The organism is Nonomuraea africana (assembly GCF_014873535.1).
GTDB classification, from domain to species: domain Bacteria; phylum Actinomycetota; class Actinomycetes; order Streptosporangiales; family Streptosporangiaceae; genus Nonomuraea; species Nonomuraea africana.
The window spans coordinates 6,768,576-6,784,093 of record NZ_JADBEF010000001.1; the positions used below are offsets into that span (position 1 = coordinate 6,768,576).

Genomic DNA, 15,518 nt, shown 5'->3' on the forward strand with positions numbered 1-15,518 from the left:
GCCTACTTCGCGGGGGATCAAAGGTGGGCAGTTAGCACACTATCCGGACAGATCTAAGAGATCCACCGCTTGCCGGACACCGTCTTCCTCCCTTAACCGGGCCGCAAGCCGCTGGTTCCGTACGGCACGCGCCAGCCGAGCCGCCAGCCCCTCCGAGGTCAGCCGCCTGACCGGCAGCGGCTCGGGCCCCGCCCCCAGCGCCGCCACCCTGGCGCCCCAGAAGTGCTGGTCGGAGAAGAACGGGCAGACGACATTGGGCACGCCCGCCGCCAGTCCCGCCGCGGTGGTGCCCGCCCCGCCGTGGTGGACGACGGCCGCCATGAGCGGGAACAGCGCTGCGTGGTCAGCCTCCTCGACGGGGAAGACCGTCCCGGACGGCTCCGCGGGCAGCCCCTGGACCACCGCGCGCACGCCGGCCAGTTCCAGCGCCCCCAGCACCCGCCCGGCCAGCGACGCGGGCGGGCGCATGCTGCCGAAGCCGACGTAGACCGGTGGCGGGCCCTCTTCCACGAAGGCCACGAGGTCGGCCGGCAGCGGCCGCGGCGCCGGCCGCCAGTAGCCGGTGAGGTGGATGTGGCCGGGCCAGTCGCGCGGGCGCGGGACGACCAGTGGGCTCACGCCGCAGAGCACGGGCGTCGCGTCCCGGTGGCCCCGCTGTGGGCCGAGGCCGAGCACGGTGCCCCTGAGGCGGTCGACCATCCGGCCGAGGACGAGCCGGCTCAGCCGCTCGATCAGCGCGTAACTGGCCCGGTTGCCCCAGCTGCCCAGCGTTCTCAGCCGGACGAGCGGGTTGGGGAACTCGGCGGTGGGGTGGCTGGGCTGGAAGTGCAGGATCACGTGCGGCATGCCGTACCGGTCGGACAGGTGCCCGCCCATGCCGCCGAGCGCGGGTGCGAGGACCAGGTCGGCGTCGCGGGCGGCCGCGTCCACCTCGGCGACCAGCTTCTCCGCGAGCGGCTCGACGATCCGCCTGAAGCCCCTGACGAAGCCGAGGGGGCCGCTGCGCAGCCAGGCCTGCCCCTCCTCCGACTCCATGATCCGCACGGGGTCCACGCTCAGCGGCGCCAGGGTGAGGCCGCCCATCAGCGGCGCGTACCGCTCGGCGGCCACGACCGTGACCTCGTGCCCGCGAGCCCGCACGCCCTCGCCCAGCGTGACGCACGGCTGGGTGTCGCCCCGCGACCCGAACGCCAGGATCGCCACTCTCACGGCAGCGACACCAGGCTCACCAGCGCCCCGACCAGGACCAGCCCGGCCGCGACGAGCAGCCCCGCCGAGTATCCCGTCGCGAACGCCGGCGCTCCCTGCACGATCACCCCGATCGCGGCGATGCCGAACAGGCCCGAGATCTCCCTGCCGACCGTGAACACCCCGCCCGCCACGCCCGCCCTGCCTTCGGGGACGGCGCCCAGCACGGCCGAGCCCAGCGGCATCGTCAGCGCCGACCCCACACCGATCGCGCACACCGCGGGCAGCAGCTCACCCCACCCGTCGCCGGGCCCGAGGAAGGCCACCGCCGCCATCCCCGCCGCCACCAGCACCAGCCCCGAGGCCACCGTCCGTGCCGGGCCCAGCCGCCGCTCCGCGAACGGCACCAACGGCGTCACCGCCACCACCAGCACCGCCAGCGGGACGAAAGCCACGCCAGAGTCCGTGGGCGAGAAGCCCAGCACCCCCTGGAGGAAGATCGCCGTGTAGAAGAACACGCCGTTCACGCCGAGGCCCCACAGCACCTGCGCCACCACGCCGCCGGTGAACGATCTGGCCCTGAACAGCGCCAGATCCACCATCGGCTCGGCCGTCCGCCGCTCCACCACGACGAACGCCACCGCGCCCACCGCGCAGGCCGTCGCCGTCGCGACGATCAGCGGCGAGGTCCAGCCGTACTCCGTGCCGTGGATCAGCGTGAACGTCCCCGCCGCCAGCACCACCGCCGAGGTCACGATTCCCGGCACGTCCACCCGCGTGGCCGCCGTCTCGGTGCTCTCCCGCACCACTGCCAGCGCCAGCGCGATCACCGCCGCCCCGATGGGCACGTTGATCAGGAACACCCACGTCCAGTGCGCGTGCTGGCTGAGGTAGCCGCCGACGACGGGCCCGAGTGCCAGCGCGGCCGCTCCCGACGCCATCCACACCGCCACGCCCGCCGAGCGCTGCCTGCCGTCCTTGCCCGCCAGGACGGCCAGCGTCGCGGGCAGGATCAGCGCCGCGCCCACCCCCTGGACCAGCCTGGCGACCACGAGCAGCTGGATCGTCGTGGCCAGCCCCGCCCCGAGTGACGCCGCCGTGAACGTCACCAGCCCCGCGACCAGCACCCGCCTTCTGCCGTGGACGTCGGCCAGCCGGCCACCGGCGAGCATGAGACCCGCGAAGGTCATGATGTAGCCCGTCGCCACCCACTCGAGCGCCGCGAGGCTCGCGCCGAGGTCGTCCCTGATGGACGGCAGCGCGACGGTCACCACGGTGTTGTCCAGCGTGGTGACGAACCCTGCCAGGCCGACGACGAGGTAGAGCGGCCAGGCTCTTGCGCTTCTCGCGGGCTGGAGGACGCTCTGGGCCATCAGTCCGTCTCCGCCCAGGTCCAGCCGGCGCCGTCGGCGCTCGCCTTGACCACCCGCGTCCTGGGCCGCACCTTCACCCACCCGATCACTGCGCCGTCGCCTTCGGCCGCCCGCGGGGCCTCCTCGTCGGGCACGGCCTCCGGCGGCGCGGACTCTCGTATGGCTGAGGGGTAGGGGTTGATGCCCCGCTTGCGCACCACGGCCGCCGTGCCGACCGGCCCGCTGACGGCAGGGACCACCGGGGGCGGCGGTGGAAGCGGCACCGGCGCGGGGATGGGGTCGGTGTCCATCCCGAAGACCGGCGCGGGGGCGGGCCCTGGGTCGGTTCTGAGCGCGGACGGCCGGCCGTCGTCCTCCGTCCACTGCCAGCCGGGTCCGTCGAGGTTCGGCCTGACCGCCCGCCGTCCCTCGATCGGCCTGGCCTGCCCGCTCGGGAGAGCCGCGGCTCTGGCAGGGGGCGCGGCGAGCGCGGGCGGAGTGGGGGCGGGGACGAGCGCGGGAGCGGGCAGGCCGGCGGGGTCGGGGTCGCTCTCGGGCTCACGGAGCTCGATCCGCCGGTGCAGACCCCGCAGCGAACGGGGTAACCACCAGTTGGCCTCGCCCATCAACCGCATCGTCGCGGGCACCAGCAACGCCCGCACCAGGGTGGCGTCCACCACGATGGCGACGAACATCCCCACCCCGAGCAGCTTCACGATGGTGATGCCCGCCGTCGAGAAGGCCCCGATCACCACCAGCAGCAGCAGGGCGGCGCTGGTGATGATCCCGCCGGTCTTCTGCAGCCCGACCGCCACCGCCGTGGTGTTGTCCCCCGTGCGCAGCCACTCGGCCCGCACCCGCGACAGCAGGAACAGCTCGTAGTCCATCGAGAGCCCGAAGACCACCGCGAGGATCAGCACCGTGACCGTCGCCTCGATGGTCCCCGTCGGCGTGAAGCCCAGGAAGGCGGCCAGGTTCCCGTACTGGAACGCCCACACGATCACGCCGAAGGAGGCCCCGATCGACAGCACGTTCATCAGCAGTGCCTTCAACGGCAGCAGCAGCGAGCCGAACGCGGCGAAGAGCAGCACGAACGTCGCCCCGCACACCACCAGCGCCATCCACGGCAGCGTCGCGGTCAGGCTGTCCATCAGGTCCATCTGCGCCGCCGTGGGCCCGCCGACCACCACGTCCCTGATGTTCGGCTCGGGCGCCATCGACCTGATGAGCGTCACCACCGAGCGCGCCGAGGCGGACATCGGGTCGCCCTCGTACCGGACGGCCAGCCGTACCGAGCCGTTGGCCTGGGAGAAGCCGGTGACGTCCACGCCCGTGACGCCGGGAAGGCGGCGCAGGCGGTCGGTGAAGGGCTTGACGTCGGCGGGCAGCACCGGCGTCACGGGGCTGACCACGGTGTGTCCCTGGCCGAGCGGTCCTGGCAGCAGCGGCTCGGCGTCCACGAGGTCACGCTCGACCAGCACGTGGACGTCGATCGGCGCCATCGAGTTCCTGGCGAAGTCGGTGTCGACGGCCTCGGCGACCTGGCGGCTCTCGACCCGAGAAGGCAGCACCCTGTGGTCGACGTTGCCGAACTTCACGTCGACGAACGGCAGCGCCAGCGAGACCAGCACCGCGGTGACCCCGACGAGGTACAGCACCGGCGTGCGCATCACGCTGGAGGCCACGGCGTGCCAGGCCCCGCCCCCTCGGGCGCCGCCGAAGGAGGGGGTGATCCTGAGCGCGTCGACCCTCGGCCCCAGGATCCCGAGGACGGCGGGCAGCACGATCAGCGCGGAGAACATCGCGACCAGCACGACCGCCGCGGCGCCGAGCCCGATGGAGCGCAGGAACATCTGCGGGAACAGCAGCAGCCCGAGCAGCGCCGTGGCCACCGTCAGCCCCGAGAACGCCACGGTCCGCCCCGCCGTGGCCATGGTCGCCACGACTGCCTGCTCGCGGGAGGCGCCGCGCCTGATCTCCTCGCGGAAGGCGCTCAGCACGAACAGCGAGTAGTCGATCGCCAGGCCCAGACCCAGCATGGTGACCACGTTCAGCGAGAACACCGAGACGTCGGTGACCTCGGTCAGCAGCCGCAGCAGCACCAGCGCGCCGAGCACCGCCAGCAGCCCGACCAGCAGCGGCAGCCCCGCCGCCACCAGGCTGCCGAAGACCAGCACGAGCAGCACCAGCAGGACCGGCATCGAGATCGCCTCGGCCTTGGCGAGGTCCGCCCCCGTCTGCGTGTTCAGATCCTTCAGCAGCGGCACGGCGCCGCCGACCTTGACCGAGAGCCCTTCGACGGTGCGCAACCGATTCTCGATCGCGGCGTAGGCGGCCTGCTTGTCGCCCTTCAAGGTGATCAGGGCGTAGGTCGACAGGGAGTCGCGCGAGATCATCTTCGTCGAACGGGTGGTCCAGTACGTCGTCAGCTGCCGCACGTGGGCCGCCGGCAGGCGCCGCAGCGAGTCGTGGACCGCCTTCTTGTACCTTTTGTCCTTGGCGCTCACCGTGGGGTGGGTGTAGAGCACGACCACGTCGGGCGAGTTCCCGCTGTACCACTCCTCGTTCCAGGTGGCCGAGGTCGTCGACTCCGCCGACGGGTCCTCGAACCCGCCGTCCGCCATCCGTCCGAACAGCTCGAGGCCGAAGGGCGCGACGAGCACCGCGGCAGCCACGCTCAGCACGAGGAGCGTCCAGCGGCCCCGGTAGACGAACCGGCCGAGCGACTCAAACAAACGCGCCCTCCAGATAGGCCTGCCTGCAGGCCCGCCTGGCGATCTTGCCGCTGGAGGTGCGCGGCACCGTGCCCGCCTCGACCAGCACCACCTTCGCCGCGAGGTCGTGGCTCCTCGAGATCGCGGAGCGCACCTCGCCGATCACCGCCTCCGCCTCGACGGCCGCGCGCGACCGCTCGGCCACCACCACCAGCCGCTCGGTCTCGTCACCCGGCACCGCGAACGCGGCCACGTGCCCCCTGCGCACCCCTTGGGAGGCTTCCTGGGCCGTCGCCTCGATGTCCTGCGGGTAGTGGTTGCGGCCGTCCACGATCACCAGGTCCTTGATCCGCCCGGTGATGTACAGCTCGCCCTCGTGGATCACTCCGAGGTCGCCGGTGCGCAGCCAGCCGTCCGCGAAGACCTCCGCGCTCTTGTCGGGGTCGCGCCAGTAGGCGCGCGCGACGTTCGGGCCCTGCACGAGGATCTCCCCGACGTGGCCGTCCGGCGCGTCGATCCGCACGCGCTGGCCCGTCGGCCGCCCGCACGAGACCTGCGTGCTGGCGAACCCCACCCCCGTGTACGGCACGGCCCGCCCCTCGGCCAGCGCGTCCCTGTCGAAGTCCGTCACGCGGGGCGGCTCGTCGATCGCGCCGGCCGCGACGAAGACCGTGGCCTCGGCCAGGCCGTAGCCGGGAGTGTGCGCCTCAGGGCGCAGGCCGTACGGCCGGAAGACGGAGGTGAAGCGCGAGACGGTCGCCGGGCGCACCGGCTCGGCCCCGTTGAGCATGACCCGTACCCCCGACAGATCGAGCCCGTCGAGTTCCGCGAGCTCCGTGAGCTCCGTCGCCCGCGCGGCGGTGTAGTCGAAGGCGAAGTTCGGCCCGCCGGTGTAGACGTCGTCGTACTCCGACAGCAGGCGCATCCACCGCATCGGCTGCATGACGAACGCGACGGGGTCCATGAACACCGCCTGGTTCCCGCCGACGATCGGGCAGGCGATGATCGCGATCAGCCCCATGTCGTGGAAGAGCGGCAGCCACAGCGCGGCCACCGAGGTGCGCGGCCTGGCGTCGAAGGCCTCCCAGAGCTGAGCGGCGTTGGCGCCGAAGTTGCCGTGCGAGATCTCCACGCCCGCCGGCGTCCTGGTCGAGCCCGAGGTGTACTGCAGGTAGGCGAGGTCGCCCGGGGCGATCGGCTCGTCCTCCCACTCGTCGGCGAGCAGGTCCGAGACGGTGTCGACGGCGATGACGGCCTTGGCAGGGGGCAGGTCCGCCATGGCGGCGCTGGTCGTCAGCACGGCCACGGGGTCGGCGTCGGCGTAGGCGAGGGCGAGGCGCTCGGCGTGGCCCGGCAGTCCGGGAGAGAACAGCGGCACCGCGACCACCCGCGCGTACATCGCGCCGAGCATCGCGACCACGTACTCCAGGCTCTGCGGGGCGAGGATCGCGGCCCTGTCGCCCGGCTCACATACCTCGCGCAGCCGTACGGCCAGCGCCCGCGCCCTGCGGTCGACCTGCTTCCAGGTGAGGGTGTGCCGGCGCCCGTCGCCGAGGTAGTCGGCGAAGGTGTAGGCGGGCGCGTCGGGAATCTCACGCGCCCATCGCGCGATCCGGCTGATCAGAACGTCCATGCCGAAACTCCCCGAGGCCGCCAACAGGGACCTAGCAAATTACGGCAGATAGGCGTGCGATTCTTGCCAAACGCCTGCACATTCCGCTTCGAGTCTTGTTACCGACGTGACAAGGAGTGGCTTTAGGCGACGATGATGCGGACCACCACGCCCGAGCAGTCGCCCGCCACGCAGATCCGCACCGGGACGTCGTACACGCCCGGGTTCATCGGGAGCCCGCCCACGTGCCCGTCCGGCCCGATCGCGACGCCGGGAGGAAGCTTGCCCGGATCGGTGACGGTGTAGGTCGCCAGCACGTCCGGGGGACCGCCCTCGATCCCGATCTCCGTGTCAAGGAGCCTGCCGACCCTGGCGGGGAAGGTGAGCTCGCGGGGAGCCCACCCCGTTTTCCTGTGCACGATCACCGTGACCCGCTCGTCGGCGCAGACTCTGCCACCGCAGACCTTGATCGTGGTGGAGTAGGTGCCGGGCCGCTTCGGCGTGCCGAACAGGAAGCCGTCCTCGTCGATGTTCACCCCGGGCGCGAGGTTCGCGCGTTCGAAGCTGAGGTCGCTGCCGATGGTCAGCAGCCGCTCGTCGACCTTGATCCCGAGCGTGACGTGGAACGTGTTCTCGACCACCAGCCTCGGGTCGTCGCTCTCCTGCCGCACGGGGGTGTCGCGGATCATGGCGGCGGGCTTCACGCTCACCGACGACACCAGTGGTATGACCACGCACAGGGCCGTCAGAGCCACCAGCGCCAGCCACTTCCACTGCATGCCGTGGTACCTACCCCTTTCGCAGCTCAGCGTCACTCCCAGCGCAGATGGACATAATCAGGACATGGCTGAATCCGCCCAGACGCTCGAGCGCGGGCTCCATGTGCTCAGGCTGCTCGCCGACGGTCACGGCGGGCGCACGCCCACCGAGCTCGCGGCCCAGCTGTCGCTGAGCCGCCCGGTGGTCTACCGCCTGCTGACCTCGCTGCAGAACGAGGGGTTCGTCCGGCGCGACCGCGAGGGGCGGGTCCATCTCGGGTACGGCGTGCTGGCGCTGGCCCAGGCCGTCCAGCCGTTGTTGCGGGCGGCGGCGCTGCCCACGCTGCGGCGGCTGGCCGAGCAGGTGGGCGCGACCGCGCACCTCACGGTGGCCGAGGGCGACGACGGCCTCGCCGTCGCGGTGGTCGAGCCCTCGTGGACCAACATGCACGTCGCCTATCGCGAGGGCGCGCGGCACCCGCTCGCCAAGGGCGCGGCGGGGCGGGCGATCCTCGCGTTGCGGTCGGGCGAGACCGGGTATCTCGTGACGGAGGGGCAGCTGCAGGAGGGCGCGCGCGGCGTGGCCGCACCGGTCACCGGGCTGCCCTGGCTGGAGGCGTCGGTGGGGGTGGTGACGTTCGGCGCGCTGGGCGAGGAGGTCGGGCCCCGCGTGGTCGAGGCCGCCCGCGAGCTCACCGCCGCCCTCGGCTGAGCGCTCCGGTTGACATCCCACGCGGAATGAAGGAGCGTATTTTCGGATAGAGGACACATATGTCCGATAAACGGACGGAGTTGCGATGCCGTACTACCGCCAGGTGGGAGAGGTCCCCCGCAAGCGCCACGTGCAGTTCAAGCGCCCGGACGGCGGACTGTACGCCGAGGAGCTGATGGGCGAGGAGGGCTTCTCCTCCGACTCGTCACTGCTGTACCACCGCTACCTGCCGACCGCGATCGTCAAGGCCGAGGCCGTCGATCCCGTGGTCCCGGTGAACACCTCGCCCAACCTCCCGCTGTCACCCCGCCACTTCCGCACGCAGGACCTCACCTCCGCGGGCGACCTGGTCAGCGGGCGGATACTGCTGTCGGCCAACGGCGACGTCCGATTGTCGTACGCCACCACCGACCAGCCCAGCGAGCTCTACCGCAACTCCAAGGGCGACGAGTGCGTCTACATCCAGCGCGGCACCGTCCGCTTCGAGTCGACCTACGGGGTCATCGAGGCGGGCGAGGGCGACTACGTCGTGATCCCCACCGGCACGATCCACCGCTGGGTCCCTTCGGGCACCGTGAACGCCCTGGTCATCGAGGCGTCGGGGCACATCAGGCCACCCAAGCGCTACCTGTCGCAGTACGGGCAGTTCCTGGAGCACGCGCCCTACTGCGAGCGTGATCTCAGGACGCCGCAGGAGCCGCTGATCACCGAGGGCGAGGAGGTCCCGGTCCTGGTGCGCACGCGCGGCGGCCTCACCAGGCTGACCTACCGCAACCACCCCTTCGACGTGGTCGGCTGGGACGGCTACCTCTACCCCTACGCCTTCAACATCAACGACTTCGAGCCCGTGGTGAAGAAGACCCACGCGCCGCCGCCCGTCCACCAGACCTTCGAGGGGCCCGGGTTCGTGGTGTGCTCGTTCATGCCGCGCCCGCTCGACTTCCACCCCGAGGCCGTGCCGATCCCCTACAACCACCACAACGTCGACTCCGACGAGTTCATGTTCTACGTGGGCGGCGACTACTCCGCGCGGGCCGGGTCGGGCATCGACGTCGGCTCGATCTCGCTGCACCCCGCGGGCTTCACCCACGGCCCGCAGCCCGGCGCGGTCGAGGCGGTGATCGCCGCGGGCGCCACGCACACCAGCGAGATGGCCGTCATGGTCGACACCTTCAGGCCGCTCGACCTCGGCGAGGGCGCGCTCGCCTGTGAAGACCCCGGCTACGCATGGACCTGGGCGCGATGACCTCCTTCGAGTGCGGCACCGAGGGGCCGCGGACGACGCTGTTCTCCGAGCTGGTCGACGACGCGGGGCTGTTCCCCCCGACGTCCCTGCACATGTCCGAGGCGCTGGCACGGCACCAGCGCGACCTCGACGCGGGCAGCCCGGTGCTGACCCACCGCTTCCTGTGCCCGGCCAGCCGCCTGGACGCGTTGCGCAGGGAGCCCCAGCAGCCCAGGCGGATCGGCCTCATCGTCGACACCTCGGAGTTTCCCGACTTCGCCGACCTGCCCGTCGACCTGGTCGAGGTACGGCTGCCGCCGGAGCAGTCGGTGAACGCCCTGGCCGAGCAACTGAGCGGCGGCCTGCCGCCGAACGTCTCGCTCTTCATCGAGGTGCCGCCCACCAAGCTCGTCCCCAACATGCCGCCAGGGGTCGGCCTGAAGGTGCGCTGCGGCGGCCTCACCCACGACGCCTTCCCGAGCGTCGGCCAGCTGGGCGCGTTCATCGCCTTCTGCGTCGCGCACGACACCAGGTTCAAGGCCACCGCGGGACTGCACCACGCCGTCCGCCACTTCGACCCTTCGCTCGGCGTCGACCGCCACGGCTTCCTCAACCTCGTGCTCGCCACCTGTGAGGCCGTCGAGGAGCGCGATCCCGCGCACGTGCTCGGCTCCACCGACGTGGGCGAGCTCGTCCGGCTGGCGCGGGCCGTACCCGAGCAGACCGCCAAGCGGGCCAGGCAGCTCCTGGTCAGCTACGGCTCGTGCAGCACGCATGCGCCCATCGACGACCTGCGAACCCTTGGATTGGACAGCTGATGAGCTGGGGACTCGACAACCTGCCCTACGGCGTCTTCTCCAGGCGCGGACAGGCGCCCCGCGTGGGCGTCCGCTACGGCGACGCCGTCCTCGACCTGGCTCCCGCGCTGCACGACGAGGTGTTCGCCACGGGCTCGCTGAACGCCTTCATGGCCAGGGGGCACACCGCCTGGCGCGACACGCGGGCGCTGATCCAGAACAAGCTCTCCACCGACCTGGCCATCGTCGAGCCCCACCTGGTGCCGCTCGACCAGGTCACCCTGCACCTGCCGTTCGAGGTGGCCGACTACGTCGACTTCTACTGCTCGATCGAGCACGCCTCGAACCTCGGCCGGATGTTCCGTCCCGACGAGGAGCCGCTGAAGCCGAACTGGCGCCACCTGCCCGTCGGCTACCACGGCCGCGCGGGCACCGTCGTGGTGTCGGGCACCACGATCGTCAGGCCCGGCGGCCAGCTCGGCCCCGGCAGGTTCGGTCCGACGGCGAAGCTGGACATCGAGGCCGAGCTGGGCTTCGTGGTCGGCTCGCCCGACGGCGCCGCCTTCGAGGAGAAGGTCTTCGGGGTGACGCTGGTCAACGACTGGAGCGCGCGCGACATCCAGGCGTGGGAATACGTGCCGCTCGGCCCCTTCCTCGGCAAGTCCTTCGCGACCTCGATCTCGCCGTGGATCACGCCGCTGGAGGCGTTGCCGAGGATTCCCGGACGCGCCCAGGATCCCGAGCCGCTGCCGTACCTGTCGCGGGAGGCCGACTGGGGGCTGGACATCGAGCTGGAGGTCGAGCTGAACGGCGAGGTCGTCTCGCGCCCGCCGTACAGGGGCATGTACTGGACCCCCGACCAGATGCTCGCGCACATGACCGTGAACGGCGCGACGCTCAGGACCGGTGACCTGTTCGCCAGCGGCACAATCTCCGGGGAGGCCGCCGACACCCGCGGCTCGCTGATCGAGCTCACCTGGAACGGCACAGAGCCGCTCAAGCTCGGCAACGGAGAGATCCGCACGTTCCTGGAGGACGGCGACATCGTCACGATCCGCGCGACCGCCGGCGGCATCGCTTTGGGAGAAGTGTCCGGAACAGTCACTCCGGGTGCTTGATCACTCACTCCCCGCTAAACTCTGGGGCCTTCCCCGGAGTGAAGGAGTGAGATGCGGCGCGCCCTTCTGCTGCTCAGCGGCCTCCTGCTGGCCGGCGGCTGCAGCCTGGTGCGGGCCGAGGGGCCGGCCGCGCCCGCGCCGCCGGTGATCGCCGTCTCACCCGCCTTCGACACCGACCAGGCCAGGCCCGACCGCGGCCTGGTCGTCAAGGCCACCGGCGGCAGGCTCAGCAAGGTCGACGTCTACGCGGGAGGCGTCGCCGTCCCCGGCCGGCTCGACCCGACGGGCACGCTCTGGCGCTCGACCTGGACGCTACCGCCCGGCGTCGAGCACACCGTCACCGTCACCGCCACGGCCACAGGACCCGAAGGGCCCGCCACGCTGGCGATGGGCCGCTTCCGCACCCGCGCCGCCGCGCGTGCCTTCAAGGTGGCGTCGGTCTCGCCGCAGCCCGGCGAGGCCGTCGGCGTCGGCGCCCCGATCATCGTCACCTTCGACAGCCCCATCCGCGACAAGGCCGCCGTCGAGCGCGCCATGGAGGTGCACTCCACCAAGCCCGTCGAGGGCGCCTGGCGCTGGACCAGCGACACCGAGGCCGTCTACCGCACCAGGCACTACTGGCCCGCGCGGCAGCAGGTCGCCCTCACCGCCCACCTCGCCGGGGTCCGATCCGCGCCAGGTGTGTACGGCACCGCCGACCACGAACTCGCCTTCACCATCGGCCGCAGGCAGACCAGCGCCGTCAACACCCTCACCCACCAGATGGTCGTCCGCCGCGACGGCAGGATCGTGCAGAGCATGGCGATCAGCGCGGGCATGGGCACCACCCGCGAGTACACCACCACCAGCGGCATCCACCTGACCATGGAGAAGGGCAACCCGGTCAGGATGATCTCGCCGGGCAGGAGCAAGGGCGAGCCCGGCTTCTACGACCTGATGATCGACCACGCGGTCCGCATCTCCAACAGTGGCGAGTACGTCCACGCCAAGAACAACATCTGGGCACAGGGGCGGGTCAACGTCAGCCACGGCTGCGTCAACGCCAGACCCGACCAGGCGGCCTGGTTCTACGACAACTCGCTGCGCGGCGACCCGGTGACGGTCATCGGCACCGACCGCGAGCTGGAATGGAACAACGGCTGGGGCTACTGGCAGCTGCCGTGGGAGAAGTGGATCCAGGGCAGCGCCCTCTACGACCCCAGGCCGTCGAGCGGCTGGATCGCCACCGCGCCGCCGCCGAACACCCTGCCCTGACACGATTCCAATCCCGGACGTCTCTGGCACTGCCAAGTCGGTAACCCGAGGATTACCGTAGAGGAGGAACTATTGGTGGACATTGGCCCGTTATCCTTGTAGGAGGGCCGGAGTATGGATGATTGGGTCATCTGGATAATCCTCGCCGTCGTTCTCGGCGTGGCCGAAATCTTCTCCCTCACCGCCGCGCTCGGTCTGTTGGGCGTCTCGGCTCTGCTCACCGCGCTGGCAGCGGCCATCGGGTTGCCGATGCCCATACAGCTTCTGGTGTTCACCGTCACCTCGGTCGCGGGTCTGGTCGTCATCCGACCCCTCGCACTGCGGAACATCCGCCAGCCCCAGCTCAAGCGCTTCGGCATTGACGCGCTGGTGGGCAAGTCCGCGTACGTCGTCAGAGAGGTCACCGGCCGCGAAGGCCTCGTCCGCATCGGCGGCGAGGAATGGTCGGCGCGCGCCTACGACGAGACCGTGGTGATCCCGGAAGGGGCGACCGTCGACGTCATCGAGATCGAGGGCGCCACCGCCCTCGTCTATCCCCGGGAGTGATCATATGGCGCTACTGATAGCGGGACTCGTCGTCGCACTGTTCGCCGTCTTCACGGTGCTGCGTGCCGTACGCATCGTCCCGCAGGCCCGTGCGCGCAACGTCGAGCGTCTCGGCCGCTACCACCGCACGCTGAAGCCGGGCCTGAACTTCGTGATCCCCTACATCGACCGCGTCTATCCCATGATCGACCTGCGCGAGCAGGTCGTCTCCTTCCGCCCCCAGCCCGTCATCACCGAGGACAACCTGGTCGTCGAGATCGACACCGTCCTGTACTTCCAGGTGACCGACCCGCGCGCGGCCGCCTACGAGATCGCCAACTACATCCAGGCGGTCGAGCAGCTCACCGTCACCACGCTGCGCAACGTCGTCGGCTCCATGGACCTGGAGAAGACCCTCACCTCCCGCGACACCATCAACAGCCAGCTGCGCGGCGTCCTCGACGAGGCGACCGGCAAGTGGGGGCTGCGCGTCAACCGCGTCGAGATCAAGGCGATCGACCCGCCCAAGACGATCAAGGACGCCATGGAGAAGCAGATGCGCGCCGAACGGGACAAGCGCGCCGCCATCCTCAGCGCCGAGGGCCAGCGCCAGTCGCAGATCCTGACCGCCGAGGGCGACAAGCAGGGCGCGATCCTGCGCGCCGAGGGCCAGCGCACCGCCAAGATCCTCGAAGCCGAGGGCCAGTCCCGCGCGATCGACCAGGTCTTCCAGGCCGTCCACCGCAACGACCCCGACCCGAAACTGCTGGCCTACCAGTACCTCCAGGTGCTTCCCCAGCTCGCCCAGGGCCAGGGGAACACGTTCTGGGTGATTCCCAGCGAGGTCACGTCGGCGCTGCAGGGCGTCTCGAAGGCCTTCACCGAGGCCCTGCCGCCGTCCGCTGCCACGCGCGCCGCCTCGGCGGACGCGTCGGCTTCGGATGTGTCGGAGGCGGAGGAGGAGATCGCCCGAGCTTCGGAGGCGGCGGCGGAGGCGGTGGCAGACGCCCGCGAGGCCGAAACCACCTCGGGCCCCCGCCAACTCACCTCCGCGGTCCCGGAGCCGTCCCCTTACCCGGACCTGGAAAAGAACCGCCAGGAGGCCTAACCCCGGGGCCAACCGCCTCGTCCTCACAGAAGGGGGCGCTTCGCGCCTTCGAGTTCGGGCAGCGCCCTGTGGGGGCACGCCCCCACAGGCCCAACGAGTGGGCCCCGCCCCCCGGCACCCGGCGCTCTGAAGTTCAAATCCGCGGCCTGGCCGTCTCCGGCCTTGGAGATTGCCTCATGTGGTGAAGCGGTGGTAGCACGTCAGGGCCGAGACGAGGTCGGCGAAGGGCAAGAGGCGCTCTGCACCGCCGCTCTTAACAGCGGTGCAGACAGCGCCAGGCCAGGGGCCCCTGAAGCCTCAACCACCGGAGGGCGGAACTCAGCCGGCTCCGAACGGATTGTTGATGGCGTAACGCCACAGCCCGTCCGGACCTCGCTGGGCGACGTCGGTCGCGGTTCCCTGAAGTCGGACCTCCTCACCATTGCTCGCCGTGCCGTGAATGGACCAGTCAACGATGAGCAGGGCGAGATCGCCTGAGACGTAGGCGTGCCGCAGTTGAGCGCGAAGCGGAAGACCGAACCCGAGGAGATGCCGGTCGGCGGCGGCCCGCTCCTTGCCCGTGACGGGGTGACCCGGTCCGGGGACGAGTACGCCCAGGTCGCTGTAGAGGTAGTCCAGATGTTCTGCGTTCCCGGAGTTGAACGCGGTCACGAAGGCCGCGGGAAGCTGCGTGGCGTCTTCGGGGAGAATTGCGCGCAAGGCGCCATCGTCATGAGTTGTCATGACATATGCATCGTACCACAATAATGATCTTCGCGGGTAGGGGCCGACCGCCAGGCTTCGAGAACACCTCATGTGGCAAGTCGGCGGTAGCCGGTCAACCAGGCCATGGTCCTCGTCAGGCAGCAGCCTGGCCAGCGACTCGCGTACCACCGGCTCCACCGCGCGCCCCTGCCAGGCGGTCCAGCCCTCCCGCACCCGGCGCAGCACCACATCCGACCTGCCACGTTCGAGCAGAGGGAACGCAGGCTCCAGGAAGCGCGTCCAGAACCGCAGGTAGGGGTCGGCCAGGCGATAGCGCTTGTCCCTGGACCGGCTCGTGCCGAGAGGCGGCTCGGCCACCCGTTCTCATAAATGGTCAGTCGGGCGAGACCAGCGACCGTGCGCCTGGAGGGCCGAGGTCTGGGGCCGTAGCGCCCACCCCGTAGGGTGCTC

13 protein-coding genes are annotated in these 15,518 nt (G+C 70.9%); 7 read left to right on the forward strand and 6 right to left on the reverse strand.

All coding sequences use genetic code 11. The features are described 5' to 3' along the window. Positions 1 to 39: 39 nt before the first annotated feature. The 5 genes from H4W81_RS32075 to H4W81_RS32095 form a co-directional block, all read right to left on the reverse strand. A complete protein-coding gene (locus H4W81_RS32075; RefSeq protein ID WP_192778234.1) occupies positions 40 to 1,209 on the reverse strand; it encodes a glycosyltransferase in 1,170 nt (389 codons plus the stop codon). Continuing rightward, on the reverse strand, positions 1,206 to 2,561 hold the full coding sequence (locus H4W81_RS32080; RefSeq protein WP_192778235.1) for an MFS transporter: 1,356 nt from the start codon (positions 2,559 to 2,561) through the stop codon (positions 1,206 to 1,208). Before H4W81_RS32080 ends, H4W81_RS32075 begins: the two co-directional genes overlap by 4 nt. After that, positions 2,561 to 5,275 (reverse strand): MMPL family transporter, encoded by a 2,715-nt coding sequence (locus H4W81_RS32085; RefSeq protein WP_192778236.1) that lies wholly within the window; start codon positions 5,273 to 5,275, stop codon positions 2,561 to 2,563. Before H4W81_RS32085 ends, H4W81_RS32080 begins: the two co-directional genes overlap by 1 nt. Continuing rightward, positions 5,268 to 6,887, reverse strand: coding sequence for a fatty acyl-AMP ligase (locus H4W81_RS32090; RefSeq protein ID WP_192778237.1), 1,620 nt, complete (start codon positions 6,885 to 6,887; stop codon positions 5,268 to 5,270). Before H4W81_RS32090 ends, H4W81_RS32085 begins: the two co-directional genes overlap by 8 nt. Before the next feature lie 122 nt (positions 6,888 to 7,009). Beyond that, positions 7,010 to 7,645 carry a hypothetical protein gene (locus tag H4W81_RS32095; protein WP_192778238.1) on the reverse strand — a complete coding sequence of 212 codons (636 nt, stop codon included), beginning with the start codon at positions 7,643 to 7,645 and terminating at the stop codon, positions 7,010 to 7,012. Between the two features lie 64 nt (positions 7,646 to 7,709). Here H4W81_RS32095 and H4W81_RS32100 point away from each other — a divergent pair, with 64 nt between their 5' ends. The 7 genes from H4W81_RS32100 to H4W81_RS32130 all read left to right on the forward strand — a co-directional run bounded on the left by H4W81_RS32100 (position 7,710) and on the right by H4W81_RS32130 (position 14,363). After that, positions 7,710 to 8,336, forward strand: coding sequence for an IclR family transcriptional regulator (locus tag H4W81_RS32100; protein ID WP_192778239.1), 627 nt, complete (start codon positions 7,710 to 7,712; stop codon positions 8,334 to 8,336). Positions 8,337 to 8,421: 85 nt separating this feature from the next. Beyond that, positions 8,422 to 9,582: a homogentisate 1,2-dioxygenase gene (locus H4W81_RS32105; protein ID WP_192778240.1), complete on the forward strand. Its 1,161-nt coding sequence runs from the start codon at positions 8,422 to 8,424 to the stop codon at positions 9,580 to 9,582. Next, complete coding sequence (locus tag H4W81_RS32110; protein WP_192778241.1) at positions 9,579 to 10,379, forward strand: hypothetical protein; 801 nt, start codon at positions 9,579 to 9,581, stop codon at positions 10,377 to 10,379. The genes H4W81_RS32105 and H4W81_RS32110 overlap by 4 nt, the downstream gene beginning before the upstream one ends. Beyond that, positions 10,379 to 11,476 (forward strand): fumarylacetoacetase, encoded by a 1,098-nt coding sequence (gene fahA / locus H4W81_RS32115; RefSeq protein ID WP_192778242.1) that lies wholly within the window; start codon positions 10,379 to 10,381, stop codon positions 11,474 to 11,476. The genes H4W81_RS32110 and fahA overlap by 1 nt, the downstream gene beginning before the upstream one ends. A 51-nt stretch (positions 11,477 to 11,527) precedes the next feature. Continuing rightward, positions 11,528 to 12,730, forward strand: a complete 1,203-nt coding sequence (locus H4W81_RS32120) for a L,D-transpeptidase (protein ID WP_192778243.1) — start codon at positions 11,528 to 11,530, stop codon at positions 12,728 to 12,730. 114 nt (positions 12,731 to 12,844) lie between these two features. Next, positions 12,845 to 13,276: an NfeD family protein gene (locus H4W81_RS32125; protein WP_192778244.1), complete on the forward strand. Its 432-nt coding sequence runs from the start codon at positions 12,845 to 12,847 to the stop codon at positions 13,274 to 13,276. A gap of 4 nt (positions 13,277 to 13,280) precedes the next feature. Then, a complete protein-coding gene (locus H4W81_RS32130) occupies positions 13,281 to 14,363 on the forward strand; it encodes an SPFH domain-containing protein (RefSeq protein ID WP_192778245.1) in 1,083 nt (360 codons plus the stop codon). 318 nt (positions 14,364 to 14,681) lie between these two features. Here H4W81_RS32130 and H4W81_RS49545 read toward each other — a convergent pair whose 3' ends face one another. After that, on the reverse strand, positions 14,682 to 15,425 hold the full coding sequence (locus H4W81_RS49545; protein WP_318782094.1) for a nuclear transport factor 2 family protein: 744 nt from the start codon (positions 15,423 to 15,425) through the stop codon (positions 14,682 to 14,684). Positions 15,426 to 15,518 lie beyond the last annotated feature (93 nt).